We start from the raw sequence: 26242 nt of genomic DNA on the forward strand, positions 1-26242 counted from the left end.
AATAATGCTCCGCGACGTGGCCGCGCTCAGACCTCGGGCAGACCCACGTAGTTCTCCGACAGGCTCCTGGCGTAGGCCTCCGAGGTGGCGACGTAGCGCAACGTGGACGTCTGCAACTTCGTCTCGTACGGGTCGTCGCGCTCCGGTCGGTGCAGCATCGACGTCATCCACCAGGAGAAGTGCTGGGCCCGCCACACCCGGCGCAGGGCCGTCGCCGAGTAGGCGTCCAGCAGGTCGGCGCGCCCCTCGTCGTACCAGGCGGCGAAGGCGTCCCCGAGCAGCGCGACGTCGGCGAGGGCCAGGTTCATCCCCTTCGCGCCGGTGGGCGGGACGATGTGCACGGCGTCACCGGCCAGGAACAGCCGCTCCCACCGCATCGGCTCCACCACGAAGCTGCGCATGCCGGTGATGGACTTCTCCAGGATCGGCCCCTCGTTGAGCGACCACCCCGGCACCGTCTCCAACCGCGCCCGCAACTCCGCCCAGATCCGCTCGTCCGGCCACTCGGCGATGTCCTCGTCCGGCGCGACCTGAAGATACAGCCGGGACAGCTCGGGGGAGCGCATGCTGTAGAGGGCGAAGCCCCGTTCGTGGTTGGCGTAGATGAGCTCCTGCACCGCGGGCGGGGCGGCGGCGAGGACCCCCAACCAGGCGAATGGGTACGCGCGCTCGTACGTGGTCAGCACCCCGTCGGGCACCGCGCCACGGCTCACCCCGTGGAACCCGTCGCAGCCCGCGACGAAATCGCAGTGCAGTTCCTCGTCACGCCCGTCCCGTCGAAAGTGGACGACCGGTGAGGCGCTGTCGAGACCGTCCAGCCGGACGACCTCGGCCTCGAAGAGGACCGAGCCACCGGCGGCGAGTCGGGCGGCGATCAGGTCCTTGACCACCTCCTGCTGCCCGTAGACGGTGATCGCCCGGCCCGTCAGGTCGGTCATCGGCACCCGGTGCGACTCCCCGGCGAAGCGCAGCTCGATGCCCTCGTGCCGTAGCCCCTCGCGTCGTAGCCGATCGCCGACGCCGGCGCGGCAGAGCAGGTCGACCGAGCCCTGTTCGAGGACCCCGGCCCGCAGTCGGTGCTCGACGTGGTCGCGGCTGCGGCTCTCGAGCACCACCGACTCGATCCCGCGCAGGTGCAGCAGGTGCGACAGCATGAGCCCCGCCGGCCCGGCGCCGACGATGCCGACCTGGGTACGCATTCCCGGCATCTTCCTCGCTCCCTCCGGTCAGAACGGGTACCGCGCGATGCTGCCCCGCACGGTGAGCCACTGGGTCTCGGTGAACGCCTCGACGTTCGCGGCGGGCCCGCCGAACCGGGAGCCGGTCCCCGAGGCCCCGACCCCGCCGAACGGCGCCACCGCCTCGTCGCTGACCGTCTGGTCGTTGATGTGCACGATCCCGCTGGGGATCCGGTCGGCGAGGGCCATCGCCCTCATCACGTCCCGGCCGAGGATGCCCAGCGACAGGCCGTACTCGGTCTGCCGGGCCAACTCCACGGCCTCGTCCTGGTCGGCGAAGGTGGCCACCGGCGCGACCGGGCCGAAGACCTCCTGGGCGTACGCCGGGGTGGTGGAGGTGACGTCGGCGAGGACCGTCGGCCGGTAGAACAGCCCTTCGTAGGTGCCTCCGGCCGCCAGTCGGGCGCCCGCGTCGACGCTCGCCGTGACCAACGCGTGGATCTTGTCGCGTTGGTGCTCGTCGATGATCGGCCCGAGCGCCACCTGCTCCTTGCTCGGGTCGCCGACCGGCAGGTGGTCCGCCTTCTCGGCCAACTGCTCCACGTACCGCTCGGCCAGGCTCTCGTGCACCAGGTGCCGTCCGGTGGTCATGCAGATCTGACCCTGGTGCAGGAAGGACCCCCACGCGCCGGCGGAGACCGCGAGGTCCAGGTCGGCGTCGTCGAGCACGATGAGCGCCGAGTTGCCACCGAGTTCGAGGTGCGCCCGCTTGAGGTGGCGTGCGGCCGCCTCGCCGACCTTGCGGCCGGCCGCAGTCGAGCCGGTGAAGCTGACCACCCGGACGTTAGGGTCGGCCACCAGCGCCTCACCGACCTCGGCCCCGCCCGGCAGGACGTGCAGCAGGCCGTCGGGCAGGCCGGCCTCCTCGAAGACCCGGGCGATCGAGACGCCACCGCAGACGGCGGTGCGCGGATCGGGTTTGAGCACCACGGCGTTGCCCAGCGCCAGGGCCGGGGCGACGGAACGGGTGGCCAGGATGAGTGGGAAGTTGAACGGCGCGATGACCCCGACGACGCCGACGGGCAACCGGCGGGCCAGGCTGAGCCGCTGTTGCGCGCTCGGGATGATCTCACCGAGCGGGTGCGAGGCCAGCGCCGCCGCCTCGTAGCACTCCTGGGCTGCGGTGTCGGTCTCGACGCCGGCCTTGGGCGGGATGCCCCCGGACTCCCGCACGATCCAGTCGCCGATCTCGGCGGCGTGCTGTTCGAACAGGTGCCCGGCCCGACGGAGCACCGCGGCCCGCTCGGCGTAGGCGGTGGCGGCCCAGGCGCGCTGCGCGGCGCTGGCCCGGGCGCAGGCTCGCGTCACGTCGTCGGCGTTCGCCACGCCGACCCGGCCGATCTCCTCCCCGGTGGCGGGGGACCGCACGGCCGCCGTGCCGCCGGCCGGCTCCACCCAGCCGTCGCTGTGCAGCGTGCCGTGCCAGGTCGTGGCGTCCAGCAGTGTCATGGCTGTCCTCCTGGGAGCGTGGGGCCGGTGGGGGTGGTCGGGCGTGCCGGGCGTTCGCTCACGAGCAGCCCGAGGTGTTCGCTTACCGAACGGACGTTCTCTGCATGAACGTTGGCACGTGGTCCGGCTCGCGTCAACGCATCGTTCGGCGTGACTTGGATGCACTGTGGACGGCCGGACCATCCCATCGTTGACGGATGCCGTCCCCCGCCGTACGTTCGAGATGAGTACGGCGGTCCGCATGGCGAACAGGGGCGGGGAGGCTCATGGCGAAGCTCGTCTCGCTGGCCGAGGGTGTGGCACACCTGGTCCGCGACGGTGACGTGGTGGCCCTGGAAGGGTTCACACATCTCATCCCGTTCGCCGCCGGTCACGAGATCATCCGCCAGGGGCGGCAGGATCTGACCCTGGTGCGGATGACCCCCGACGTCATCTACGACCAGCTCATCGGCGCCGGATGTGCCCGCCGCCTGGTCTTCTCCTGGGGCGGCAACCCGGGCGTCGGGTCGCTGCACCGCTTCCGGGACGCGGTGCAGAACGCCTGGCCGCGTCCCCTCGAGTTGGAGGAGCACAGCCACGCGGGCATGGCGAACCGGTACGTCGCCGGCGCGTCCGGGCTGCCGTTCGCCGTCCTGCGCGGCTACACCGGCACCGACCTGCCCGACCACACGACGAACATCCGCCCCATCACCTGTCCCTTCACCGGCGAGACGCTCACCGCCGTTCCCGCCCTGCGCCCCGACGTGACAGTGGTGCACGCCCAGCGCGCCGACCGCGACGGCAACGTGCAGATGTGGGGCATCACCGGGGTGCAGAAGGAGGCGGTGCTCGCCGCCGACCGGTCCCTGGTCACCGTCGAGGAGATCGTCGACGAGCTGGAACCCGTACCCGGGCAGGTCGTCCTGCCCGGCTGGGCGGTCACCGCGGTGGCCGAGGTGCCCGGTGGCGCGCACCCCTCCTACGCCCACGGCTACTCGGTGCGGGACAACGACTTCTACCGGGCCTGGGACGCCGTCAGCCGGCGTCGCGACACCTTCCGCGCCTGGCTCGACCAGCACGTGCACCGGGCCGGGGCGGCGGCGTGACCGACGAGACCACGACGACCGGCTGGACCGCGGACGAGATGATGACCGTCGCCGCCGCCCGGCAACTACGCGACGGCACCGCCTGCTTCGTCGGGATCGGGTTGCCCAGCACCGCGGCGAACCTGGCCCGCGCCACCCACGCCCCGAACCTGGTGCTCATCTACGAATCCGGGTGCCTCGGCGCGAAGCCGGACCGGCTTCCGCTGTCCATCGGCGACGGGGTCCTCGCCGACACGGCGGACGCCGTGGTGTCGGTGCCCGAGGTGTTCAACTACTGGCTCCAGCCCGGCCGGATCGACGTGGGCTTCCTCGGCGCCGCGCAGCTCGACCGGTACGGCAACATCAACACCACGGTCGTCGGAGGTGACTACGGCGCCCCGAAGGTCCGGCTGCCCGGCGCGGGTGGCGCCCCGGAGATCGCCGCCTCCTGCGGTGAGGTCGTGGTGATCGTCCGGCAGGATCTCCGGACGTTCACCGAACGGGTCGACTTCGTCACCTCGGTCGGTTACGGGACGGGCCCGGGTGACCGGGAGCGACTCGGCCTGCGGGGCGGAGGCCCCCGGGTGGTGATCACCGATCTCGGCGTCCTCGAACCCGACCCGGTCACCTGCGAGCTCACGCTGACCCGACTGCACCCCGGTGTGACGCGGGAACAGGCGCAGGCGGCCACCGGTTGGGCCCTCGCCGTCGCGGAGGGGCTGACCACGGGCGAGCCACCGACGGCGCGGGAACTCGCCGTGCTGCGGGCGCTGGAGGCGACGAAGGCTGACGGGAGACGACAATGACCACCCAGCACACCCGGGCCGGCGGCGGCCTGGTGCTACCGAGCTACCGGCGCGACGATGTCGACGCCCACCCGCCCCTGCTCAGCCCCGGCTACAAGTCGACGGTGGCAAGGGCACCGAAGCACCCACTCGTCCACCTGCCGCAGCGGCTGACCGAGATCACCGGGCCGTTGCTGGGGGAGGGGCGCCTCGGCGACCTCGACCACGACCTGACCCGTCAACACGACGGTGAGCCGCAGGGACAGCGGATCATCGTGCACGGACGGGTCCGCGACGGCGACGGGCGACCGGTGCCCCACACGCTCGTCGAGATCTGGCAGTCCAACGCCGCCGGCCGGTACCGCGACGCCCGGGACACCTGGCCGGCACCGCTCGACCCCAACTTCGAAGGGGTGGGCCGGGCGCTCACCGACGACCAGGGACGGTACCGGTTCGTCACCGTGCAGCCCGGCGCGTACCCCTGGCGTAACCACGACAACGCGTGGCGGCCGGCGCACATCCACTTCTCCCTCTTCGGTCGCGCGTTCACCCAGCGACTGGTGACGCAGATGTACTTCCCTGGCGACCCGCTCTTCTTCCAGGACCCGATCTTCAACTCGGTCCGCGACCCGAAGGCCCGCGAACGGATGGTCGCCCGGTACGACCACGCCGGCACCACACCGGAGTGGGCGTTGGCGTACGAGTTCGACATCGTGTTGCGCGGGCGGGACAGCACCCCCTTCGAGGACGAGGACGACGATGAGTGAGCAGCTGGGCGTCATGCCCGCGCAGACCGTCGGGCCGTACCTGCACATCGGCCTGCGCTGGCCCGACGGCCCGTACGTCGTACCCGAGTCCACGCCGGGATCGTTCTGGATCAGGGGTCGGATCTTCGACGGCACCGGGACGCCGGTGGTCGACGCGATGGTGGAGAGCTGGCAGGCCGACCCGGACGGCCGGTTCGACCACCCGGACGACCCCCGTGGGGCCCGGCCCCCCGCGCTCGCCGGCTTTCGGGGCTTCGGGCGAAGCGAGACCGACGGGCGGGGGTGGTACCGGCTGTTGACCGTCAAGCCGGGCCCGCTGCCCGCGCCGGAGGGCGGCACCGAAGCACCCCACCTGGCCCTGTCGGTCTTCGGGCGTGGGCTGCTGCACCGCCTCGTCACCCGGCTCTACTTCCCCGACGAGCCGGCGGCCAACGCCGTCGACCCGGTGCTGCGCAGCGTCGACGCCGACCGCCGGGACACCCTGCTGGCGACGCCCGCGACGGACGGGCTCCGGTTCGACATCCACCTCCAGGGTGACCATGAGACAGTCTTCTTCGCCGTCTGACCGACTGCTCGGCGGTGTCTCCGGTGCCCCGGACGTCGACACGGAACTCAGCGACAGGTCCCTGCTCCAGGCGATGCTCGACGCGGAGGCGGCGCTCGCCCGGGCCACGGCCGACGTCGGCATCCTGCCCCCACCGGCGGCCGAGGCGATCGTCGAGCAGTGCCGCGCCGACCGGTACGACCCGGGGGCGCTCGGCCGGGCGGCGGACGCCGCGGGCAACCCGGTCGTCGCGCTCGTGGGCGAGCTGACCGCCGCCGTACCCGAGCACGCCCGGGGCTGGGTGCATTTCGGCGCGACCAGCCAGGACGTCCTGGACACCGCGCTGGTCCTGGTGTCCGTACGGGCGCTCGACCCGCTGCTGGGTCACCTGGACGCCGCGGTGGACGCCGCCGCCCGGCTGGCCGACACGCACCGGGACACCGTGCTGGTCGCCCGGACACTCGGGCAGCAGGCGGCACCCACCACGTTCGGGCTCAAGGCCGCGGGTTGGTTGACCGGTCTGGTCGAGGCCCGGGACCGGCTGCGTCGGGCCCGCGCCGCCCAGCCGGCGCAGCTCGGCGGGGCGGTCGGCACCCTGGCCGCGTTCGGCCCGGCCGGCACGGAGGTCGTCGAGCGGTTCGCCGCGCACCTCGGCCTCCCGTCGAGCCCGCTGCCGTGGCACACCCGCCGCCAGCCCTGGCTCGACCTGGCCGCCGCCCTCGGCGGGCTCCTCGTGAGCACCGGCAAGGTCGCGCTCGACGTCGGGCTGCTCGCCCAGAACGAGGTCGGCGAGGTCGCCGAGGGTGGCACCGGGCGGGGTGGCTCCTCGGCCATGCCGCACAAGCGCAACCCGGTCGACTCGATCCTCGTCACCGCCGCCGCGCGACGCGGTCCGGGTCTCGTCGCCACGGTGTTCGCCGCGGCGGTGCAGGAGCACGAGCGGGCCGCGGGCGCCTGGCACGCCGAGTGGGAGCCCCTGCTCGACCTGCTGCACGTGGCCGGCGGCGCCGCCGCCCGCTGTGCACGGATGCTGGTCGGGTTGCAGATCGACCCGGCGCGGATGCGGGAGAACCTCGACGCCACCGGCGGCCTGGTGCTCGCCGAGGCCGTCGCCGCGCGGCTGGCACCTGTCGTCGGTCGCGGCGTCGCCCACGACCTGGTGACCCGCGCCGCCGCCGGCCCGTCGTTTCGCGCCGCGCTGCTCGCCGATCCCACGATCCGCGCCCACCTGTCCGAGGCCGCGATCGACGAGGCACTCGACCCGTACCGCTGGCTCGGCTCGGCTCACCGGTTCGTCGACAGCGCCCTGGCCACCGTTCGGGGCGCGGACCGGTGACCTCCCGGTTGCACCTCGCCGTCGACGGCCCGGCCGACGCGCCGACGCTGGTGCTCGGCAGTTCCCTCGGCACCGCCGCCGCGATGTGGGAGCCACAGATCCCGGTGCTCGCCGAGCGGTTCCGGGTCATCCGGTACGACCACCTGGGCCACGGCCGCTCGGCGGTGCCGCCCGGGCCGTACACCATGGATCTTCTCGGCCGGGAGCTGGTGCGGACGCTGGACGACCTGGACGTGCCGTGGGTCCACTACGCGGGGCTGTCCCTCGGCGGGATGGTGGGCATGTGGCTCGCCGCGCACGCGCCCGACCGGGTACGGCGGATGGCGCTGCTCTGCACCTCGCCGTCGCTCGGCCCGCCCGGTCAGTGGCACCAGCGGGCGGCGACGGTGCGGGGCTCCGGTCTGCCGGCGATTGCCGACGCGGTGGTGGCGCGGTGGTTCACCCCGGCCTTCGCCACCGCCCGCCCGGACGTGGTCGACGGCCACCGCGCCATGCTGACCGCGACACCCCCGGACGGTTACGCCGCCTGCTCCGAGGCGATCGCCGCGATGGATCTCAGACCCGACCTCGGCCGCATCACCGCGCCGACGCTCGTCGTCGCGGGGGCGGACGACCCGGCCACCCCGGTCGAGCACGCCCGCGAGATCGTCCGGGGCATCCCTCGGGCCCGACTTGCCGTGGTCGGCGCGGCGGCGCACCTGGCCAACGTCGAGCAACCCGAGCAGGTGAGCCGACTCCTGCTGGAACACCTCCACGAGGAACGCGGGGACCCATGAACGACAGTGAGCGGCACGAGACGGGCATGACGGTACGCCGACAGGTGCTGGGCGACGCCCACGTCGACCGCGCGATCGACGCCACCGACGAGTTCACCGCCGACTTCCAGGACTTCATCACCCGCTACGCCTGGGGTGAGGTGTGGAGCCGCCCGGGCCTCGACCGGCGCACCCGTAGCTGCATCACCCTCGCCGTGCTCGCCACCCTGCGCCACGACGAGGAGCTGGCGATGCACGTCCGTGCCGCGCTGCGCAACGGGTTGAGCCCGGCGGAGGTGGCGGAGGTCCTGCTCCAGGTCGGCGTCTACGCTGGCGTACCGGCGGCGAACCGGGCGTTCACGGTGGCCCGGGAGACCCTGCGACAGGAGGCCGGGTGAGTGTGAGCGAGGACGCGGCGAGATCGCCGGAGTTCGTCCAGTCACTGGAACGCGGACTCGCGGTGATCCGGGCGTTCGACGCCGAACACCCGCAGCTCACCCTCAGTGAGGTGGCCCGCAGGACCGGGCTGACCCGGGCCGCGGCGCGTCGGTTCCTGCTCACCCTCGTCGAGTTGGGCTACGTGCACACCGACGGGCGGCTCTTCTCGCTGCGCGCGCGGATCCTCGAACTCGGCTACGCGTACCTGTCGAGCCTGAGCCTGCCCGAGGTCGCGCGGCGGCACATGGAGGCGCTGGTCGCCCAGGTGCACGAGTCCTGCTCGGTGTCGGTGCTCGACGGCGACGAGGTGGTCTACGTGGCCCGCGTACCCACCAAACGGATCATGACGGTGGGGATCAGCGTCGGCACCCGGTTCCCCGCCTACGCCACCTCGATGGGCCGGGTCCTGCTCGCCGCGCAACCGGCGGACTGGTTGGACGACTACCTCGCCACTGCCGAACTGCGGCCGCTGACCCGGCGCACCGTCACCGACCCGGCGAAGCTCCGCGCCGCCCTGACGAAGATCGCCGCCCAGGGGTACGCCATCGTCGACCAGGAGTTGGAGGAGGGGCTGCGGTCGGTGGCCGCCCCGATCCACGGCGAGAACGGGTCGGTGGTCGCGGCGGTGAACGTCTCCGCGCACGCCACCCGAGGATCCTTCGAGATGATCCGCCGGGAACTGCTTCCGCCGCTGCTGGTCGCCGCGAAGCGGATCGAGGAGGACGTTCGGGGCGGCCCGAGCCGGCTGGTCGGTCAGGCGTAGGCGAACAACGGCGGGAAGACGAGGACCACGATCCACGCCCACCCGGCGTACACCGGCAGGTAGCCGGTCTGCCACCGTTCGAGGGCGGCGAACGGCGCGCGCCGACGGATGAAGGTCAGCAGCAGCCACGCCGACCACGCGAGGTTGACCAGCAGGATGACGTTCTCGCCGAGCGCGGCTGCCCGGTTGGGCGTGCTGCCGTAGTCGTCGGTGATGCGCCCGGTGATCTCCACCAGCACGAGCACGTCGATGGCCAACGCGCTGACCACGAGCGCCAGTTGGAGTTTGTCGAACGGGCCGGGAGGGGCCAGCGGATCACGGGCCGACAGCGAGTAGAGCAGCAACCCCAGCACCACGACCAGCAACAGGTCGAACAGGATCAGGGTCTCGCGTTCGACGTCGATGCCGTGACTGGTCCAGACGACAGCGACGAGGAACGCGAGGAGGGCTGCCGTGAAGAGTGGAGTGAACAGTCGGGTGAGGACCGGCGCGATGTTCTCGACGACACTCTGCTTGGCCTCGACCAGCCACCCGGCCACCACGACCGCGGCTGCCGCGCCGCACGGTAGGAGCCACTGCGAGATGAACTCCTCCGGTGCGATGCCGATGGCCGCGAACGTGTTGAACAGGAACGCGGAGAGCACGCCGCCGCCGAGGCCCATGAGGACGAGGTAGATGAACCACTCGCCGGTGAAGCGGATGAAGTCCATGCGTCGACGCGAGGACCGCCAGTCGTCGGCCACGTAGGCCAGACCGACCACCAGCCACAGGGCGATGGGGAGGTGGATGCTGGTGACGACGATGGACTGCGAGTCGTCCGCCAGCGGATAGACATTGGCCGCCACCGCGCCGAGAACGAACAGCGCCACCAAGGTCACGATCACCGACCGTCGTGCGCCGCGCCGCCAGGCCAGGAACGCCGCCAGCCAGGGCAGCGCGAACAGGGCGAAGTTCCGCGCGTAGAACGAGCCGTCGTCGTCGAAGCTCAACCCGAACAGCGCGGGCACCTTGACCGACGCCACCGCGCCCGCCGCGCAGGCGAGCATCGCCCACAGGTCCCGCCGGGAGCGCGTGCCGGCGACCGGGCTGCTCGGGTCGCCGGTCAGCACCAGTTGCTTCCACAGCCGTTCCGAGTGCTCCCGGGCGAACTCGCGGGAGAGCTCGTCGAGGCTGCCCATTCGTTTGACAGCGACCAGGAACGCCTCGTCCGGGCTCAGCCCTCTCGCGACGAGTTCGTCGACGGAGCCACGGAGGTGGTCCTCCAGCTCGTCGGCGTCCGTCGGTTGCAGCTCCCGGCGGCGGAGCACGTACCGGCGCCACTGCTCGAACTGGGCCTCCAGCTCCTGCTGCCCGTCGTGGTCCGTCATGCGAGGCCCTCCAGGGGGTCCACCGTCGGTGGCACCCGGTCGTGCCAGATTTCCTTCAACGCGCCCACGACGGTGTCCCACTGCCGGCGCTGCTCGGCCAGCTCGGCGAGGCCCTTGTCGGTGATGCGGTAGTACTTGCGCCTGCGCTCGCCGGTGGCCGACTGCCAGCTCGACTCCACGTGGCCGAGCCGTTCGAGCCGGTGCAGCAACGGGTACAGCAGTCCCTCGGTCCAGTCGAGCTCGCCGCCGGACAGCTCGTTGATCCGTTTGAGGATGGCGTAGCCGTAGCTCTCACCCTCGGTCAGGATGCCGAGCACCATCGGCGTGGCCGAGGCGGCCACCAGGTCCTTCGCGACCTTCACCAGACATCACCCCGCTCCCAACCCTAGAGGTGCAAGGCATAGTACTGCTAGGTATTAGCGCGACGCAACGGACGCTGTCGACCAGGGACCGTCGTCCCCGCGCCGATGCGGTCACGGCCCGTACCCGCCAGGACTGAGGCGGGACGGGCCGTGACCGTTGAGGATGGACGTGACCGTGGTGAGCCGACGATCAGATGGTGAAGCCACCGTCGACGTTGACCGTCGCCCCGGTGATGTAGCGCCCGCCCGGGCCGGCGAGGAAGGCCACCGTGGCGGCCACGTCGCTCGGCTCCGCGAAGTGGCCGAGGGCGGTGAACCCGTTGATCGTGTCGGCATTGGGGCCGTCGGCCGGGTTCAACTCGGTGTCGGTGGCCCCAGGATTGACCAGGTTCACGGTGATCGCCCTTCCGCCGAGTTCGCGTCCGAGCGCCTTGGTCAGGCCGATCAGTGCGGTCTTGCTCATCGCGTACAGCGCGAAACCCGGGAAGACCGCCCGCTCGGCCACGTTGCTGCCGATGGTGATGACCCGACCGCCGGCCCTCATGTGGCGTACCGCCGCCTGCGCGGCGACGAACGGCGCCCGGACGTTGACCGCGACGGTCTGCTCGAACTCCTCCAGGCTCAACTGCTCCAACGGGCCGAGCAGGAACGCGCCGGCGTTGTTCACCAGGATGTCCAGTCGGCCCAGATCGCCGGCGACCCGGTCGACCGCGCCGACCACCGCCACCGGGTCGGAACTGTCCGCCCGCATGGCCACAGCCCGCCGTCCCACGGCCTTGATCTGGTCCACCACACCGTCCGCGCGTTGCTGATTGCGCTGGAACGTCAGTGCCACATCGGCGCCCTCCTCCGCCAGGCGCAACGCCACCGCTGCGCCGATACCGCGACCACCACCGGTGACCAGGGCCACCTTGCCGTCAAGTGCGTTGTTCATGACGGCAAGCCTGGTCGGCGAAAGACCATTCGTCTGGCGACGATCGGACGTCGCGTTCCGGCGCGTCGACGAGCAGATGCCGTCTCGGCGATGCGACGGGCCGCGCGTCGTCGCGCCGGATGCGAGACTCCACTGCGCCACCTGGTGGCCGCAAGCATCGATCCACGGGGCAACCGCCTTGAATCACCGTCACCGCGTTCGTCTGACCGTCCTGGCCCTCGTCGGCGTCATCGGGTCGGCGGTCGTCACGTCGGCCGTGTCCCCGCCGGCCACCGCAGAGGCCAGCACGATCGCCCCGAGCGGTTCACGTCCCTTCACCGACCCGGTGGACCGGATGCCCCTGGGGCCGGCGAGCCTGGTCACCAGGATCGGGTCGGTGCAGACGCCCGCCCCCGGAGTCACCTACCGCAAGTACACCCAGGGCCACGCCTCGTCGTCGTGGACCATCGTGCTGCACTTCCCGCCGGCACGCGCCGACCTGGTCACCCGCGACTCGCAACGGGCCGACACCTTCGTAGCGGACCTGCACGCGGCCGGGTACCCGGAGGCCACAAAGGTCACCTACGACCCACCCCTGCCGGCGGACCTGCAGTATCGCCCGCCGGCCGACGCGACCATGCTCTACGCCGTGCACCTCGGCACGTTCAGCGACAGCACGGCGGCGGAGGCGAGGCTCGCGCAGGTCCGGAGCGCCGGCATCACCGGTGTCGTCGAACACCAGGCGTTCCGGGAGCAGGTCAGCACCGGCCCGTGGGAGGTCCGGGCCCTGGTCGTGGAACCCGACGCCGCCGTGACGATCGGCGCCGCGCACGGGCCCGAGCTGCGCAGCGCCGACCGGGTCCGCGACATCGCCCGGTACGCCGGCGCGCTGGCCGGGGTGAACGCGAGCGAGTTCGACATCGACAGTCCGAACAACCCCGACTTCAACGGCTTCGACGGCGACCCGTTGGGCATCTACGTCCAGGGCAACAACCTGCTGAGCGAGGCCGTGAACGGGCGTACCGCGCTGCTGCTCAACGGAGCGAACGGTCCGCTGCGCATCACGGAGCTGATCTCGACGACCACCGTGAAGGCACCGGACGGTGCGCAGTGGCAGGTCGACGGCTTGCACCGCAAACCGGGGAAGATCGCGCACTGCGGTGGTGTCGGCGGTGACCTCCGGCCGCCGTCCACGCCTGGCGGTACGCCCGGCGACCTGCCCTACGCCGACCAGCCGTGGCGATTCGAGACCTGCACCGACCCGGACGAGATCGTCGTCTTCCGCCCCGAGTGGGGGACGGAGACGCCGGTCGGACCGACCGGCAGTGTGGACGTGGTGGTGGACGGCAACTGGGTGGCGAAGCAGCTGCGCAGTCCGGCCGGTGGCCCCATCCCCGCCGGTGCCCGCGTACTCCAGGGGATCGGTGCCGGCGGGCAGTGGCTGCGCGACCACACCGTGCTCAACAAGGCCTTCCAGCCCGGCACCCAGATCCTCGACCCGCAGGGGCAGCGGGTGACCAGCCCGACGTTCGCCGCGGTCTCCGGCGGCCCGGCACTGGTGCGGGGCGGCCAGGTGTGGATCAATGTGGGCGCGAACGGCTACCGGTCCCGCGACGGTTACCACACCAGTCTCTTCCTGGACCGGCACCCGCGGACCCTCGCCGGCATCACCGCCGCCGGTCAGCTCCTGCTGGTGGTGATCGACGGGCGGCGGCCGGGGGTGAGCGTCGGCGTGACCATGCCGGAGGCCGCCGCGGTGATGAAGTGGTTGGGGGCGGTCGACGCCATCATGCTCGGCATCGGCGGGGACAGCACCCTCGTGATCAACGACATCCTCTACAACAGGCCCACGGACTACTGGGGGCACGAGCCGGTGACCGAGCGGCGCGTCGGCAACGCGATCGTGCTCCTGCCCAAGGCGGGGTAGACCGGGCGCGATCAGAGGTTCGAAGTGTCGGTAGGGACTCCTACGGTGTGTCCCGTGAACGCCGTTCAGACGTACCGATATCTCCAGCCGTCCGCTCTGCGCGCCGCCGGCCTCGACCTCCAGACCAGCGGCGGCCCGGCCGCCAACCCGCGCTTCTTCTCCGGGTTTCTCACCACACCGGTCGCGGCCGCCGCCGGCCTGCTCGCCGTGGCCGAGGTGGCCCGCACCCGCTACCACCAGCCGGTCAGCTCCGCCAGCCTGGACCCGGTCGTCACCGGCAGCCGGGAGCGGCTGCGCTTCGAGTCGTTCTCCGGCTGCTGCGGGGTGTACGCCCGGATGGACGTCGTTCCGGCCGGCTTCGACGGCGAGGTCGTCGGGCACGGCACCACGAACGTGGACGTCAACCCGCCGCTGCGCGAAGCGCTCGCCCGGGTCGGCGGGATCGAACCGCTGCACGTGGCGGTCGGCCCCGACGACCTCACCGTCTCCACCATGGACGGCGCAGTGGTGGAGCGGAAGGTCCCCCTGCCGCGTCGCTGGTTGCGCGGCTTCGCCGAGGTGCAGGTGCTCACCGCCGGCTTCGAACCGCGCGCCGAGATCCCCGCCGCCGAGGCGGTGGCGTTCCTGCGTCGGCTGCCCGGCGCCCGCGACCGCTCGGTGCTCTGGGCGGTGCCCGCCGGACGTACCCTCCGACTGACCTCACGGCCGGTGCCCGGCGCCGTCTGCCTGGCCGGCGCGGGCCGGCTCGCGGCGCTGCGCGGGCTGCTCCGACACGCACGGAGCCTGCGGGTGTACGGGCCGGCGGTGCGCGCCGGGTCACCGGCCGTGCCGAGCACCTGGGAACTGGACACCGGCGCCCTGCGGCTGTCCTTGACCCTCTCACCCGAGCCGTACCGGGGGTTCTCCGGCGAGGGGGCCGCCCTGCTCGCACTCGCCGGTGACGAGGTGATCGACGACGCGGAGCTGGTCGGCGGGCTGCTCGCCTGGGATCCGACCGTCGACGTCGCCGCGCTGGCCGACGCGACCGGGTTGCCCGACGACCGCGTCCGCGCCGCGCTGGCCCAGCTCGGCACCGCCGGTCGGGTCGGGTTCGACGTCGCCGAGGGGGCGTACTTCCACCGCGCGATGCCCTACGACGCGGGTCGAGCCGAGCGGGACAACCCCCGCCTGGTCGGCGCGCGGACGTTGGTGGAGCAGGGCGCCGTCCGCCGGGACGAGGAGCATGCCACGGTACGCAGCGGCGACGAGGACTATCGGGTCCGCCGGCTGCCCGACGGGAGCCTCACGTGTACCTGCCACTGGTGGGCGAAGCACCGGGGTCAGCGCGGCCCGTGCAAGCACGCTCTCGCGGTGGCGATGACGGCGGAGGTGACGGTGTGACGGATCTCTTCCAGGCCCTGACCCGCGGTGATGTGTCCGCCGTCGCGGCGGTGCTGCAAGAGGTGGACGAACCGGGCCGACGCGTGCTCGGCGACGAACTGGTCGCACACGTCCGGCAGCGGCGGGACAACTGGTGGGCGCACCACGAAGCGACAGCCCTGGCGGTGGCGGCGGTTGGCACGCTGAGCACAGCGACGAAGGTCGCGGCCCTGCTCGGCCGGAGTTCGGTCATGCTCACGGATGCCGATCCGGCGCCGGTGGTGAACGTGGCCCGGCAGCGGGGCGTGGGCTGGCTCGCCGACCTCGCGCACCGGCTGGCCGAGCGGATTCCCCGCAGCCGCCCGTGGGAGGGCTGGCACTTCATCGCCGAGTTGCTGCTGGCGGAGAAGGCGGTGCCGCCGACCGGGGACGCTTTCGTCGCCGGCTGGGCGCACGCCCTGTGGTGGCGACGGTACGACAACCAGCATCGGCTCCTGCTCGACCGGCTACGCGCCGACCCCTTCCTGGATACTGTGCTGCCCCGGCTGTTCGAGGTCGACGGGATCGGCACCGACCTGGCATACCGGGGCGTCGGGCACTCGGTGCCCTCGGCGTTGGCCACGCTGGCGACGGAGGGTCGACTCGACCGCGCGCTGCTGCTCGACGGGGTGCTCGGCAGGCTGCTGCGCGGCGACCGTCCCGGCGCGCTGCGGCCCTTCCTCGCCCTCCATGAGCTGCTGACACCGACCGGAAGCGAGGTGACGGCGCGGGCGAGCGCGTACCTGCGGCTGCTCGCCGACGCGCCCGGGCCGGTCGCCGCAGCCGCCCAGCGCACGCTGCGGACGGTGGGCGACGGCGTGGAGCTTGCAGCGCTCCTCGACACGTCTCGGATCGTGCTCACCCGGCCCGAGAAGGCGCTGGTGCGAGGGCAGCTGTCCTGGTTGGACCTGCTCGCCAGGCAGCGCCCCGAGCGGGCGGCGGACATCGCCGAGGTTCTCGCCGTGGGCGCCGACCATGCTGCGGCCGACCTGCGGGACCGGGCGGTGACACTGGCCCGGCGGCACGGTCACCAGCCTCCCGTCGCGGTCACGGTCGTGATCGCGGGTGACGAGCTGCCACCACGCACGCCGGCGGTGGCTGCCCTGCCGCCGATCACCGACGTGGACGAGTTGGTCGAGGAGGTGTCCGGGCTACGTGATTGGCCCTTGGCGTCCTCGGCCCTGGAGCGGGTCCTGGATGCTCTGGTCCGATTGGCGACGAGCGACCGGGACCGGTTGGCGACGGCTCTGCTGCCGGTGCTCCGCCGCGAGCAGGTCGGCGCCGACGACCACCCGTGGGCGATGTTCAACGTGCCGGCCCAACTGCATGGGGTGCTGCTGGCCGCCGCCGCGTCGACCGACGTCGCGAGCCGCCATGACCAGTGGTCGGTCATCCTCAGCCAGTTGTCGAACCGGAGCCTGCGCCCGTTCCGCGGTCGGTCGCCGGTCGAGCCGCCCCGCCACTCCCCGCTCACGCTGGTCCTCTGCGCCCGACTGGCCGAGATAGGCCAGCGGATGAGCGGGCGGAACGACCCGGGGCTGCTGGCCGCCCCGACGTCGGCCACCGGGGCGATCGACCCGTATGCGCTGTACGACCGGCTGGCGGCGCTCGGCGAGCGCCCGGTCTGGCGTTGGGACCTCACCCAAGCACTGCTGCGACTACCGGTCGGGGTGGACGAGGCGCTGGCGGCCCGAGCGGCGGCCCTCGGCACCGCGGCCGGCGACGAACTGGCCGACTGGCTGGGCGGAGACGCCCTGCCCACGCCGGTCCACCGGGTGGTCACGGTCCGGTCGGGCACCGACGACCTCGACTACCACCCTCATCCTGCCCGACGTACCGTCGTTTCCGGCGAGCCACCCGAGGGCGTCGCGGACCCGCTCGGTCTGCTCACCGTGCCGGCACAGGTGAGACGGGGATACAACGGCTGGGGAGACCTGTGGCCGGCGTTGCTCCCGGGGCACCGGGGCCTGGTCGCCGCCCACCTGCTGCCCGAGTTCGCCAGGTCGGTGCAGGAGGAGACCCGGGACGTCGCCGGCTTTCTGCCGGCCCTGGCCGAGTGCACCGGTCCGGGCGGCCCGGCGCTCGACCTGGCCTTGGCGTACGGCCTGTGCGCCCGGCACGAGGTGGACCGGGTGGCCACCCTGGACGCGCTGCTGATGCTGGCGGCAGCTGGTGATCTGGACGCCCCGGGCGTCGGCGGGCGGTTGGGTGCGTTGGCGGCGGACCGTCAGGTGACAGTGACCCGGGCGATGACGCCGCTGCGTGACGCGGTCACGGCAGGCGCCCGACTGAGTGTCTGGCGGCTTCTCGCCGCCGCGCTGCCACCGCTGCTGGCCGCGCCGACGCCACCTCGCGGTACTCCCGACCTGCTCTCCCTGGCAGCCGAGACGGCCCACGCGACGGGCGTGCCCGTCGAGGTCCCGGGCCTGGCGGACGTGGTGGCGCGCGGCGGCACGAGTCGCCTGGTGACCGAGGCCCGCAGGCTCGCCGCAGCGGTGGCGTCCTGACCTGCTGGTTCGTCAGTGTCGGTCGCGCCGGGCGTGTCCCGGCGTGCCGTCCACCCGATTCTTCTGGATGCGGTAACACCCGCGCCCCGCCGTACGAAGAAGAGGTGTGACGGCAACCAGAGGGGACGGCCTGTGAGTGACCCCAGTCCATCCGACGGCGACATCTCCGGCATCGGCGTCGACCCGGCGGCATTCGCGGTGTTCTACCGGCGGCACGTGGAGGCGGTGAGCCGGTTCGTGGCGCGGCGGGTGGACGACCCGCACCTGGCCGCCGACCTGACCGCCGACGTGTTCCTGGCGGTGATCGAATCCGCGGCCGGCTACCGACCGGACCGGGGGAGCCAGATCGGCTGGCTGTTCGGGGTGGCCCGCAACGTCATCGGCGACGAGCGGCGTCGGGCGGCCCAACGGCTGCGGGTGTCCGGCCGACTGGCCGGACGACGGGATCTGGGGCCGGACGACATCGCCCGCATCGAGGAACGGATCGACGCCGAGTCGGCGGCCCGCCGCACCTATCGGGCGTTGCGCGAGCTGCCCGAGGGCACCCGGACGCTTGTCGAACTCGTCGCCGTGGACGGCCTCACCGTCGCGGAGGCGGCGACCGCACTCGGAATCTCCCCGGTCGCCGCCCGGGTCCGTCTGCATCGTGCCCGTCGCGTCGTCCGCGCCGTGCTCGCCCACCCGGCCGCCACCCTCGCCTGACGACAGGAGATGACGCTGTGCACACCATCGATGAGCCGCCGCGCGGCTTCGAAGAACAACTCCTCACCGACCTGACCGCCCACGTCAGCGAGCGCGCCGCGGAGGTCGAGGCGGCCCGTTCGACCGGACGCGGGAGGCGCTTCCTGCCCGGTTGGCGTCTGGCCGGCGCGTTCGGGCTGGCGGTCACGCTGACCGCCGGTGGCCTGGTGGTCCAGACCACGAGGGTGGGCGACCGCACGCCGCCCACGGCCAGCGCCTCGGAGATCTTCCGGCTGGCCGCCGACGCCGCCCGGCAGCAGCCCGAGCTCACCGCCCGACCCGATCAGTACGTCTTCACGGAGACCGTGACGACGTTCCGGGAGGAGCCGGACAGCGGCCCGTACACCAACGCGCGGGTGCAGCGGTGGGAGTCGGCCGGAGGCGTCGCGCACACGCAGGGACGACACCGACTGGAGTCCGAACCGCACGGGTGGAGCGACCTGAAGGTGCTGCGCCTGGACGATCCGGGCGACCCCACCAAGGAACTCGACGTGTTCCCGCCGCCCGCGTACCACGGCGACCTGCCCGCCGACCCGGACGAGTTGTTCCGCTACCTCCGGGACAACCCGGTCGACCTTCACCTCCCCGAGGGCGCCGACGAGGAGGCCGTCTACGGAGGCGAGAACATGGTGTACACCACCGCGCGGTCGATGCTCGACGGCTACGTGCCCCCGCGAGCGCTGGCGGCGCTGTACGAGCTGCTGGCACGGGAGCCCGGCGCGGTCGTCCTGTCGGGGGGTGTGGTGGACGCCGCCGGCCGGCCGGCGGTGGCGATCCGGGTGCCCGGCAGCATCGGCGGACACACGGACATCCTCTTCGACCGCGACACGCACGTCTACGTCGGCCGCCGCATGTCGGTGGTACGCAACGGCAAGGAGTCGCTGTACGGGGCGGGGACGGTGATCCGGCTCGCCATCGTCGACCGTCCGGGTCAGCAGCCCTGACCGCGCCGGTGCCGGCGCCCCGGGCGGGCGCCGGCACCATTCGGGGTCAGTACGGATAGCCGGGCACGTTGAGCCGCACGCTGTACAGGCCCGAGTCGTACCGGGGTCCCGAGGTGACGAAGAGGGTCTGCCGGTCGGGCCCGCCGAAGGCCACGTTGGTCGTGCCGGTGTTGCCGGACCGGATCGTGCCGAGTTCGACACCGGTGGGGGAGTAGACGTGGACCAGCGAGTCGAAGCCCGACGTCCAGTACACGTTGCCGGCGCAGTCGATAGTGCCGCCGTCCGGGCCGCCGATGTAGTTGACGAAGACACTCCGGGCACCGGTGCTGCCGTCCGGCTGCACCGCGTACTTGTAGATCTTGTTCTCCGAGTACGCCCCCACGTACAGCGCCGTCCCGTCCGGCGAGAGCGAGATGCCGTTGGGCTGGCGCAGCCGGTCGTCGACCAGCGACACCTGACCTCCGGCGACGCGGAAGACGCTGGTGCGGCCGTTCATCTGGTCCGGCCGGTTGCCACGCTGGAAGTTGGGGTCGGTGAAGTAGACGACCCCATCCGAGCGCACTGCCACGTCGTTGGGTGAGTTGAACGCCCGGCCCTGGTAGTTCGCCGCGACGGTGCTGCGGCTCCGGTCGCTCAGCCGGTACGCGGAGACACTCCGCTGGTCGTGGGTGGCCGCGATGATCTGCTGTCCGTCGGCGCTCAGCGCCAGGCCGTTGCTGCCGGCGTTGGCGAGGAACGTGTCGAAGGTCGCCGGCGGGGTGAACCGGTGGATCGTGGACGGCTGGACGTTGTACGGGCCACTGCCGGCGGCCATGTCGGACATCAGCAGATAGCCGCCGTCCGCCACCCAGACGGGCCCTTCGAGGAAGGAGAATCCACCCCGGATCTTCGTCGCGGTCATGGAGCTCGCCGGCAGCGGTGAGCCGTAGCCGGCCCCCGCCGGGCAGGCGCCGGGCGGTGTGCCGGGCGGATTGTCGAGCGCGGCGCCGGCTGCGGCGTGAGCGTTAACATGGGCAGCGCGCGGATTTCCGGCGGGTGCTGCGGTTGCCCCGGTGGGCACCACTGCGGCGCTGAGCGCGAGGCACAGACCGGCCAGCGGGGCCATGGTTCGACGCCAGTTCATCGGAGACTCCAATCGACATCGGCCGGTCGTGGAGACCGGCGATCGACGGCGTGCGTGGTCGCGGGGGCGGCGCGGCGTGGGCACTGGCCGTCGGTGCAATGCGGCAAGCATAGGCGCTCGTCGATGCATTTTCTCGTTGGGTTCACCCCGGATGCTCGACCGAGGATCGCGACGCCCGGGGCCGGCGCTGGTCAGACGGCGTCACTGGCCGGGGATTCCGGGCCGTCGTCGTTCCAGGTGACGGTGGTCAGCCGGTCGCCGAGCAGCCGACGCGCCCGGGCGACACGCCGCGAGTCGGCGTTGACCAGCACCGCCTGCTCCGCCGCGTCGAGGATCGGCAGATCCGACAGCGAGTCGCTGTAGGCCGTCCGCCAGGGCGGCCGCACCCCCTGGGCGGCGAGCTGCGCCAGCTTGGTCGCCCCGTGGTTGTGCACGAGCAGCTTCGGCCCGTCGATCTGCGAGGCCACGAGTTCGACAGCGGAGAGGCCGATCCTGTCGAGCACCGCACGCGCCAGTGTGTGTTCACACGCGGTGACCACGACGACCCGGTCACCCGCCGCGAGGTGAGCCTGGACCGTCCGCAGACCGGGAGCGATGATCCGCCCTGGTTCCGTACCGAGGTCCGCGCCGAACCGCCCGAGCTCGGTCCGCAACCAATCCGCGCTCCGGCCCGACAAGCCGACCCAGCTCATCCACCGGGCCACCCGCAGACGCCAGGCGGGGATGGCGGCCGCGGGAGCCAGAAGGACGAGCAGGACGACGGCGAGCGGCAGTCGCACACCCGCGAAGGCGACGCGTCGCAGGAAGAGGGCGAACGCGTCCCCGCGCACGAGTACCCCGTCGAAGTCCACGAGAACGGTGTGGACGGAGGCAGCCTTCGCCGGCCCGGTGGGCGTGGACACCCCCGCGTCAGGTGGTGGCGGACGGTCGAGGAGCGCCGACGCCCACCGCACTGGCGATGAGAAGCAGCACCGCCGGCAGGAACGCCACCCCGATGCCCAGCCCGAGCAGCAGCCCCCACCCGGTGATGACCAGCGCGGCCACCACGTCGGCGACCCCGGTCAGCCGACCGGCCCACTGCGCGAGAACCGGCAGCAGCGCGGCGACGACGGGCACGCCGAGCAGATAGGCGGCGGCGGCCCCGGAATCGTCAACTGTGTACGGGGTCAGCGCGGCGGCGACCAGCACCGTGATCGCCAGGGCCGACCAGCGGACCACCCGCCGAACGTCGGGCGGACGGCGGACCAGCACCGCGACGCCGACGAGCAGGACAGCGGCGATTGCGCCGACGGTCACCGCACCGATCATCATGCCTCCCCGACCGCAGGTGGCCCCTCATCGACGGTAACAGCGCACGCAGCGCGACGTCGCCCTCCGCTGTCAGCCGAACGGGTCCGAAACGCGGCGGACTAGGCTTCGGCCATGAGTGGTGTGCTGGGTGGTGCCCGGGGCGGCTCTGCGAACCCTCTTCGCCAGCTCACGATCGGCCAGCTCCGGCAGCGGACCAGCCTCAAGTGGCGGGAGTACCCCGACGACGTGCTGCCGCTCTGGGTGGCGGAGATGGACGTGCCGCTGGCCGAACCGGTGGCGCGGGCGATCACCGACGCCGTCGCGCGCGGCGACACCGGCTACACGGCCGGCACGGCGTACCCGCAGGCGCTGGCCGAGTTCGCCCACCGCCGGTGGGGCTGGGACGGCCTGGCCGTGGAACGCACCACGCTGGTGCCCGACGTGATGCACGGTGTCGTCGAGGCGTTGCGGCTGCTCACCGACGTCGGGGACGCGGTGGTCGTCAACTGCCCGGTCTACCCGCCGTTCTACGACTTCGTCACGCACGCCGGCCGCCGCATCGTCGAAGCACCGCTCGGCGATGATCTGCGCATCGACCTCGGGGCGCTGGAGGACGCGTTCCAGCGGGCTCGGGCCGTTGGCCGGCCAGCCGCGTACCTGCTCTGCAACCCCCACAACCCGACCGGCGTCCTGCACACCGCGGCCGAGTTGGCCGCCGTCGCCGGTCTCGCCGACCAGCACGGGGTACGAGTCGTCGCCGACGAGATCCACGCCCCGGTGGTGATCGGGGGAGCGCAGTTCACGCCGTACCTCTCGGTGCCCGGAGCGGAGAACGGCCTGTCGCTGATGTCCGCATCCAAGGGATGGAACCTGGCCGGTCTGCGCGGCGGGATGCTCATCGCCGGCCCGGCGGCCGCGGGAGACCTCGCCCGGGTCCCGTTCGAGGCCAGCGTCAGCACCAGCCACCTCGGCGTGATCGCCCACACCGCCGCCTTCCGCGACGGCGGCGAGTGGCTCGACGCGGTGTTGACCGGCCTGGACGACAACCGCCGGCTCCTCGCGGCGCTGCTCGCCGAGCACCTGCCGGTCGTCCGGTACCAACCGGGTCAGGCCACCTACCTGGCCTGGCTCGACTGTCGCGCCCTTGGCCTCGGCGACGACCCCGCCAGCGTGTTCCTCGACCGGGGCCGGGTGGCGCTCAACCCCGGTACGGCCTTCGGCACCGGCGGCGGCGGGCATGTGCGGCTGAACCTGGCCACCGCACCGGAGCTGATCACCGAGGCGGTACGCCGGATGGCCGCCGCCGTCGCCTGAGAGGCCTCGACGCACGCGCCGCCGCGGCACGCGATCGACGGTTGCCAGCCGATCCGTTTGCTCAGAAGCTGTATGGCAAGTCTTCAGCAACGCATCGATCGAACGCCATGGTCGCCGGAGATGGTTGTCCTCCACCACCCCCCGCAGAGGAGACCCGTGATGTCGACGAGCCCATCCGCACCCCGCCGTTCCCGCCTGATGCGGCGCGCCGCCGCGATCGCCGTCAGCGCGCTCGCGATGACCGGCGTGGCCGTCACGAACGCCCAGCCCGGTTGGGCCGCGCCGCCCGGGATCCCCTCCAAGGCGACCGCCCAGTCGCAGCTCAACGCCCTGACCGTGGCGGCGCAGGGTTCGAGCAGCGGCTATTCGCGGGACCTGTTCCCGCACTGGATCACGATCAGCGGCAGCTGCAACACCCGCGAGCAGGTCCTCAAGCGCGACGGCACCTCCGTCGTCGTGGACAGTTCCTGCGCGGCCACCTCCGGCCGCTGGTACAGCCCGTACGACGGCGCGACCTGGACGGCGGCCTCGGACGTCGACATCGACCACGTGGTGCCCCTGGCGGAGGCGTGGCGCTCCGGCGCGAGCTCGTGGACGACCAGCCGTCGGCAGAGCTTCGCCAACGACCTGAGCCGGCCGCAGTTGATCGCGGTGACGGACAACGTCAACCAGTCCAAGGGCGACCAGGACCCGTCGACCTGGCAGCCGCCGCTGTCGTCGTACCGGTGCACCTACAGCAAGATGTGGATCACCGTTAAGTACAGCTGGGGTCTGACGTTGCAGTCGTCGGAGAAGTCCGCCCTGCAGAGCATGCTCAACACCTGTAGCTCCTGAGCTGCCCCACGACCCGGCGGCGCGTCCTGGACTCGCCGCCGGGGCGGGGCGGTGTGCGACTGCCCGTACGATTGTCACGTGCGTCGTGGTGGGCAGACTCGCGCCGGTGTGCCGCAGTGGGACATCGCCGTGCCGACGCGGCCGAGTCGGCTGGCGGGCACCACCATGGCGGGGTTCAGCGACCGGACCAACAGTTTCGTCGACGTCGAGGTGATCCCTCACCCGGGTGTCACGGTGGTCTTCGACCTCGGTGACCGGCCGCTGGTCATCGATGACGGCAACGGGCTTAAACGGCGGGGTCGTGTCGTCGCAGGGCTCGCCCCCAACCGTGTTCGCGGGCAGGGCCAGCCGGGCAGCTTCGCGTGCCTTCAGGTGCGGATGTCGCCGGTGGTTGCACATGCGGTCCTCGGTGCCGCGTCCGAGGTGAGCGGAGCCGTGCTCGACCTCGACGACCTCTGGGGAAGCGACGCCCTGCGGACCCAGGAGCGGCTGCGCGCCGCCACGTCGTGGGAGGACCGGTTCGTGGTCGCTGAGGCCGCGTTGGCGCGGCGTCACGACGCGGGACGCGCTGTCGATCCGGAAGTCGCCTTCTCGTGGGCGCGGATGGTGGACAGCCGAGGGCAGTTGCGGATCGATCGGCTGGCCGCCGAGGTCGGATGGAGCCGTAAGCGGTTGTGGTCCCGCTTCCGGTCGCAGATCGGCGTCACCCCCAAGCGGGCCGCTCAGCTCATCCGGTTCGACCACGCCGCTCATCTCCTCGCAGCCGGTCACACCCCCGCCGCGGTGGCGGCGGACAGCGGCTACGCGGACCAGTCCCACCTCCATCGGGACGTCACGACGTTCACCGGATCGACACCCGCGCGGGTGGCCAGGGCGCCGTTCCTCGCCGTCGACGACGTCGCGTGGCCGGTCCGGCGCTGACCCGCTCGCGCAGAGCCGACGCCTGAGCGCCGGGAACATTCGTCCAAGCCACCCGAGGGCACCGACTGTGACAGTGAGCCTTCAGCGTCGGCACGCCCAGGAGGACTCATGAGAACCAAAGCTCCGCTCGGCACCCGTCTCCTCACTGACACGCAGGACTGGGAAGCCATGAGCGACGACCAGGTGATCCTCGCGCGGGACAAGGCCAACCGGGCGGCGACGTCCCGAGCCGCCTGGATCGTCACCGGCCGGGTCGACCGCCGCGCAAAGGTTTGGGAGCAGACGATCGACCTTCCGGGTCGCCGTCTGGTGCTGCGCGTCCACCGACCGAAGGCCGCGGGCCGAAAACTGCCGCTGATCGTGTCCTTCCACGGTGGGGGTTTCATCGCGGGAACGGCGGCACAGAACGACTGGCTCAACAGCCACCTCGCGGCCCGATGCCCCGCCGTGGTGGTGTCGGTGGAATACCGCCTCGCCCCGGAGCACCCGCTGCCCCAGCCGATCGAGGACGGCTACGACACCCTCGTCCGGCTCGTCGAACACCCCGCTGCCTGGGGGGTCGACCCGGGCGCCGTCGCGGTCATGGGTGAGAGCGCCGGCGGCACGATCGCCGCACTCATCGCCCACCGCGCGGCCAAGGACGGGCCGCCGCTCGTCGCCCAGGTACTGAACTACCCGGTCACCGACTGGACCGACACCATGACCGGGTACCCGTCGATCGACGAGAACGCCGACAACCCCACACTGCCGCTGTCCCGGTTGCGCGCGGCCCGACGGTTGAGCGTCCCGTCCACCCTCGACGCGCGCGGGGTGTCACCCCTCATGGTCGACACCCTCGCGGGACTGCCACCGGCACTCGTCGTCACGGCCGGGCTGGATCCGTTGGCCGACCACGGGCGCCACTACGTCGACCGACTCCGCGAAGGCGGCACCGATGCTCGCCTGACCTGCCACCCGAGGGCCGTCCACACCTTCCTCAGCATCCCCGGCCTGGTGCCGGCGGCCCGGCCGGCGCGACGCGACATCCTGACCTTCCTGAGACGCCACCTATACCCGGTTCGGCGGCGAGAATAGGAAGAGTGGCACCCGCCTTCGTCCTGCACCACCACCGCAAACCACGACCGCACTTCGACCTGCGGCTGGAGGAGCGCGGAGTGCTGCGCTCCTGGGCGGTGCCTCGGGGCCTGCCGGACAGCCCGAACGACAACCGGCTCGCGATCGCGGTGCCCGACCACGACCTCGATCACCTCACCTACGAGGACGCCGACAAGTCGATCGCCGACATCGGCACCTGGGAGGAGCACGACCGGACCGACCGCCGGATGCTGTTCACGTTGCACGGCCGCACCGGCCGACGGCGGTACGCGCTGATTCGTACGGGCGAGGGGTGGCTGCTCCACCTGACGAAGGAGCAGCCACCGGACGACAGCGGATAGCCGGCGCGGTTGCGGCTCGTGCGCTG

26 protein-coding genes are annotated in these 26242 nt (G+C 72.2%); 18 read left to right on the plus strand and 8 right to left on the minus strand.

The genetic code is table 11. From position 1 onward, the window contains the following. Window positions 1-26: 26 nt before the first annotated feature. The gene (locus O7631_RS19020) at window positions 27-1208 is read right to left on the minus strand and encodes a 4-hydroxybenzoate 3-monooxygenase (protein ID WP_278145434.1); all 1182 of its coding nucleotides are present in this window, start codon (window positions 1206-1208) and stop codon (window positions 27-29) included. An 18-nt stretch (window positions 1209-1226) separates the two neighbouring features. After that, entirely contained in the window at window positions 1227-2687 is a 1461-nt protein-coding gene (locus O7631_RS19025) for a benzaldehyde dehydrogenase (RefSeq protein WP_278145435.1), read from the minus strand. Between the two features lie 266 nt (window positions 2688-2953). On the opposite strand from O7631_RS19025, the gene O7631_RS19030 reads away from it, so the two are divergent. The 8 genes from O7631_RS19030 to O7631_RS19065 are packed head-to-tail and all read left to right on the plus strand — an operon-like array spanning window position 2954 to window position 9139. Then, a complete protein-coding gene (locus O7631_RS19030; RefSeq protein WP_278145436.1) occupies window positions 2954-3772 on the plus strand; it encodes a CoA transferase subunit A in 819 nt (272 codons plus the stop codon). A 38-nt stretch (window positions 3773-3810) separates the two neighbouring features. Beyond that, window positions 3811-4557, plus strand: a complete 747-nt coding sequence (locus O7631_RS19035; RefSeq protein WP_347403541.1) for a CoA-transferase — start codon at window positions 3811-3813, stop codon at window positions 4555-4557. Further along, a complete protein-coding gene (gene pcaH, locus O7631_RS19040; protein WP_278145438.1) occupies window positions 4554-5303 on the plus strand; it encodes a protocatechuate 3,4-dioxygenase subunit beta in 750 nt (249 codons plus the stop codon). Before O7631_RS19035 ends, pcaH begins: the two co-directional genes overlap by 4 nt. Continuing rightward, window positions 5296-5868 carry a protocatechuate 3,4-dioxygenase subunit alpha gene (pcaG, locus tag O7631_RS19045; protein ID WP_278145439.1) on the plus strand — a complete coding sequence of 191 codons (573 nt, stop codon included), beginning with the start codon at window positions 5296-5298 and terminating at the stop codon, window positions 5866-5868. Before pcaH ends, pcaG begins: the two co-directional genes overlap by 8 nt. Continuing rightward, window positions 5843-7183, plus strand: coding sequence for a 3-carboxy-cis,cis-muconate cycloisomerase (gene pcaB / locus O7631_RS19050; protein ID WP_278145440.1), 1341 nt, complete (start codon window positions 5843-5845; stop codon window positions 7181-7183). Before pcaG ends, pcaB begins: the two co-directional genes overlap by 26 nt. Further along, the gene (pcaD, locus tag O7631_RS19055) at window positions 7180-7959 is read left to right on the plus strand and encodes a 3-oxoadipate enol-lactonase (protein ID WP_278145441.1); all 780 of its coding nucleotides are present in this window, start codon (window positions 7180-7182) and stop codon (window positions 7957-7959) included. The genes pcaB and pcaD overlap by 4 nt, the downstream gene beginning before the upstream one ends. Continuing rightward, window positions 7956-8336 carry a 4-carboxymuconolactone decarboxylase gene (pcaC, locus tag O7631_RS19060; protein WP_278145442.1) on the plus strand — a complete coding sequence of 127 codons (381 nt, stop codon included), beginning with the start codon at window positions 7956-7958 and terminating at the stop codon, window positions 8334-8336. Before pcaD ends, pcaC begins: the two co-directional genes overlap by 4 nt. Beyond that, window positions 8333-9139 (plus strand): IclR family transcriptional regulator, encoded by an 807-nt coding sequence (locus O7631_RS19065; RefSeq protein ID WP_278145443.1) that lies wholly within the window; start codon window positions 8333-8335, stop codon window positions 9137-9139. Before pcaC ends, O7631_RS19065 begins: the two co-directional genes overlap by 4 nt. Here O7631_RS19065 and O7631_RS19070 read toward each other — a convergent pair. From O7631_RS19070 to O7631_RS19080, 3 genes are all read right to left on the minus strand, one after another. Continuing rightward, window positions 9130-10506 (minus strand): permease prefix domain 1-containing protein, encoded by a 1377-nt coding sequence (locus O7631_RS19070; RefSeq protein ID WP_278145444.1) that lies wholly within the window; start codon window positions 10504-10506, stop codon window positions 9130-9132. The two genes, O7631_RS19065 and O7631_RS19070, sit on opposite strands and share 10 nt — an antisense overlap. Further along, window positions 10503-10868 carry a PadR family transcriptional regulator gene (locus O7631_RS19075; protein ID WP_278145445.1) on the minus strand — a complete coding sequence of 122 codons (366 nt, stop codon included), beginning with the start codon at window positions 10866-10868 and terminating at the stop codon, window positions 10503-10505. Before O7631_RS19075 ends, O7631_RS19070 begins: the two co-directional genes overlap by 4 nt. A gap of 190 nt (window positions 10869-11058) precedes the next feature. Continuing rightward, the gene (locus O7631_RS19080; protein WP_278145446.1) at window positions 11059-11802 is read right to left on the minus strand and encodes an SDR family oxidoreductase; all 744 of its coding nucleotides are present in this window, start codon (window positions 11800-11802) and stop codon (window positions 11059-11061) included. A gap of 178 nt (window positions 11803-11980) precedes the next feature. Between O7631_RS19080 and O7631_RS19085 the strand changes: the two genes are divergently transcribed. The 5 genes from O7631_RS19085 (at window position 11981) to O7631_RS19105 (ending at window position 19298) form a co-directional block, all read left to right on the plus strand. Further along, window positions 11981-13708, plus strand: a complete 1728-nt coding sequence (locus O7631_RS19085) for a phosphodiester glycosidase family protein (protein WP_278145447.1) — start codon at window positions 11981-11983, stop codon at window positions 13706-13708. A gap of 54 nt (window positions 13709-13762) precedes the next feature. After that, window positions 13763-15088, plus strand: a complete 1326-nt coding sequence (locus O7631_RS19090) for an SWIM zinc finger family protein (protein WP_278145448.1) — start codon at window positions 13763-13765, stop codon at window positions 15086-15088. Then, window positions 15085-17613: a hypothetical protein gene (locus O7631_RS19095; protein WP_278145449.1), complete on the plus strand. Its 2529-nt coding sequence runs from the start codon at window positions 15085-15087 to the stop codon at window positions 17611-17613. The genes O7631_RS19090 and O7631_RS19095 overlap by 4 nt, the downstream gene beginning before the upstream one ends. 132 nt (window positions 17614-17745) lie before the next feature. Next, complete coding sequence (locus O7631_RS19100; RefSeq protein ID WP_278145450.1) at window positions 17746-18315, plus strand: sigma-70 family RNA polymerase sigma factor; 570 nt, start codon at window positions 17746-17748, stop codon at window positions 18313-18315. Between the two features lie 17 nt (window positions 18316-18332). Beyond that, the gene (locus O7631_RS19105; protein ID WP_278145452.1) at window positions 18333-19298 is read left to right on the plus strand and encodes a CU044_5270 family protein; all 966 of its coding nucleotides are present in this window, start codon (window positions 18333-18335) and stop codon (window positions 19296-19298) included. 46 nt (window positions 19299-19344) lie between these two features. Here O7631_RS19105 and O7631_RS19110 read toward each other — a convergent pair whose 3' ends face one another. The 3 genes from O7631_RS19110 to O7631_RS19120 all read right to left on the minus strand — a co-directional run bounded on the left by O7631_RS19110 (window position 19345) and on the right by O7631_RS19120 (window position 21717). Next, window positions 19345-20421, minus strand: a complete 1077-nt coding sequence (locus O7631_RS19110) for an SMP-30/gluconolactonase/LRE family protein (protein WP_278145453.1) — start codon at window positions 20419-20421, stop codon at window positions 19345-19347. Window positions 20422-20612: 191 nt separating this feature from the next. Beyond that, window positions 20613-21323: a haloacid dehalogenase-like hydrolase gene (locus O7631_RS19115; protein ID WP_278145454.1), complete on the minus strand. Its 711-nt coding sequence runs from the start codon at window positions 21321-21323 to the stop codon at window positions 20613-20615. A gap of 7 nt (window positions 21324-21330) precedes the next feature. Further along, window positions 21331-21717, minus strand: a complete 387-nt coding sequence (locus O7631_RS19120) for a hypothetical protein (protein ID WP_278145455.1) — start codon at window positions 21715-21717, stop codon at window positions 21331-21333. Between the two features lie 126 nt (window positions 21718-21843). Between O7631_RS19120 and O7631_RS19125 the strand changes: the two genes are divergently transcribed. The 5 genes from O7631_RS19125 to O7631_RS19145 all read left to right on the plus strand — a co-directional run bounded on the left by O7631_RS19125 (window position 21844) and on the right by O7631_RS19145 (window position 26216). After that, window positions 21844-23025, plus strand: a complete 1182-nt coding sequence (locus O7631_RS19125; RefSeq protein ID WP_278145456.1) for an aminotransferase class I/II-fold pyridoxal phosphate-dependent enzyme — start codon at window positions 21844-21846, stop codon at window positions 23023-23025. A gap of 159 nt (window positions 23026-23184) precedes the next feature. Next, window positions 23185-23859 (plus strand): HNH endonuclease family protein, encoded by a 675-nt coding sequence (locus O7631_RS19130; protein ID WP_278145457.1) that lies wholly within the window; start codon window positions 23185-23187, stop codon window positions 23857-23859. A gap of 78 nt (window positions 23860-23937) precedes the next feature. Further along, complete coding sequence (locus O7631_RS19135) at window positions 23938-24780, plus strand: helix-turn-helix domain-containing protein (RefSeq protein ID WP_347403514.1); 843 nt, start codon at window positions 23938-23940, stop codon at window positions 24778-24780. A 108-nt stretch (window positions 24781-24888) separates the two neighbouring features. Beyond that, window positions 24889-25854, plus strand: coding sequence for an alpha/beta hydrolase (locus O7631_RS19140; protein ID WP_278145458.1), 966 nt, complete (start codon window positions 24889-24891; stop codon window positions 25852-25854). Between the two features lie 5 nt (window positions 25855-25859). Continuing rightward, the gene (locus O7631_RS19145) at window positions 25860-26216 is read left to right on the plus strand and encodes a DNA polymerase ligase N-terminal domain-containing protein (RefSeq protein ID WP_278145459.1); all 357 of its coding nucleotides are present in this window, start codon (window positions 25860-25862) and stop codon (window positions 26214-26216) included. Window positions 26217-26242 lie beyond the last annotated feature (26 nt).

Origin of the sequence: Micromonospora sp. WMMD967 (assembly GCF_029626165.1) — a bacterium.
In the GTDB taxonomy this organism is placed as follows: Bacteria; Actinomycetota; Actinomycetes; order Mycobacteriales; family Micromonosporaceae; genus Micromonospora; species Micromonospora taraxaci.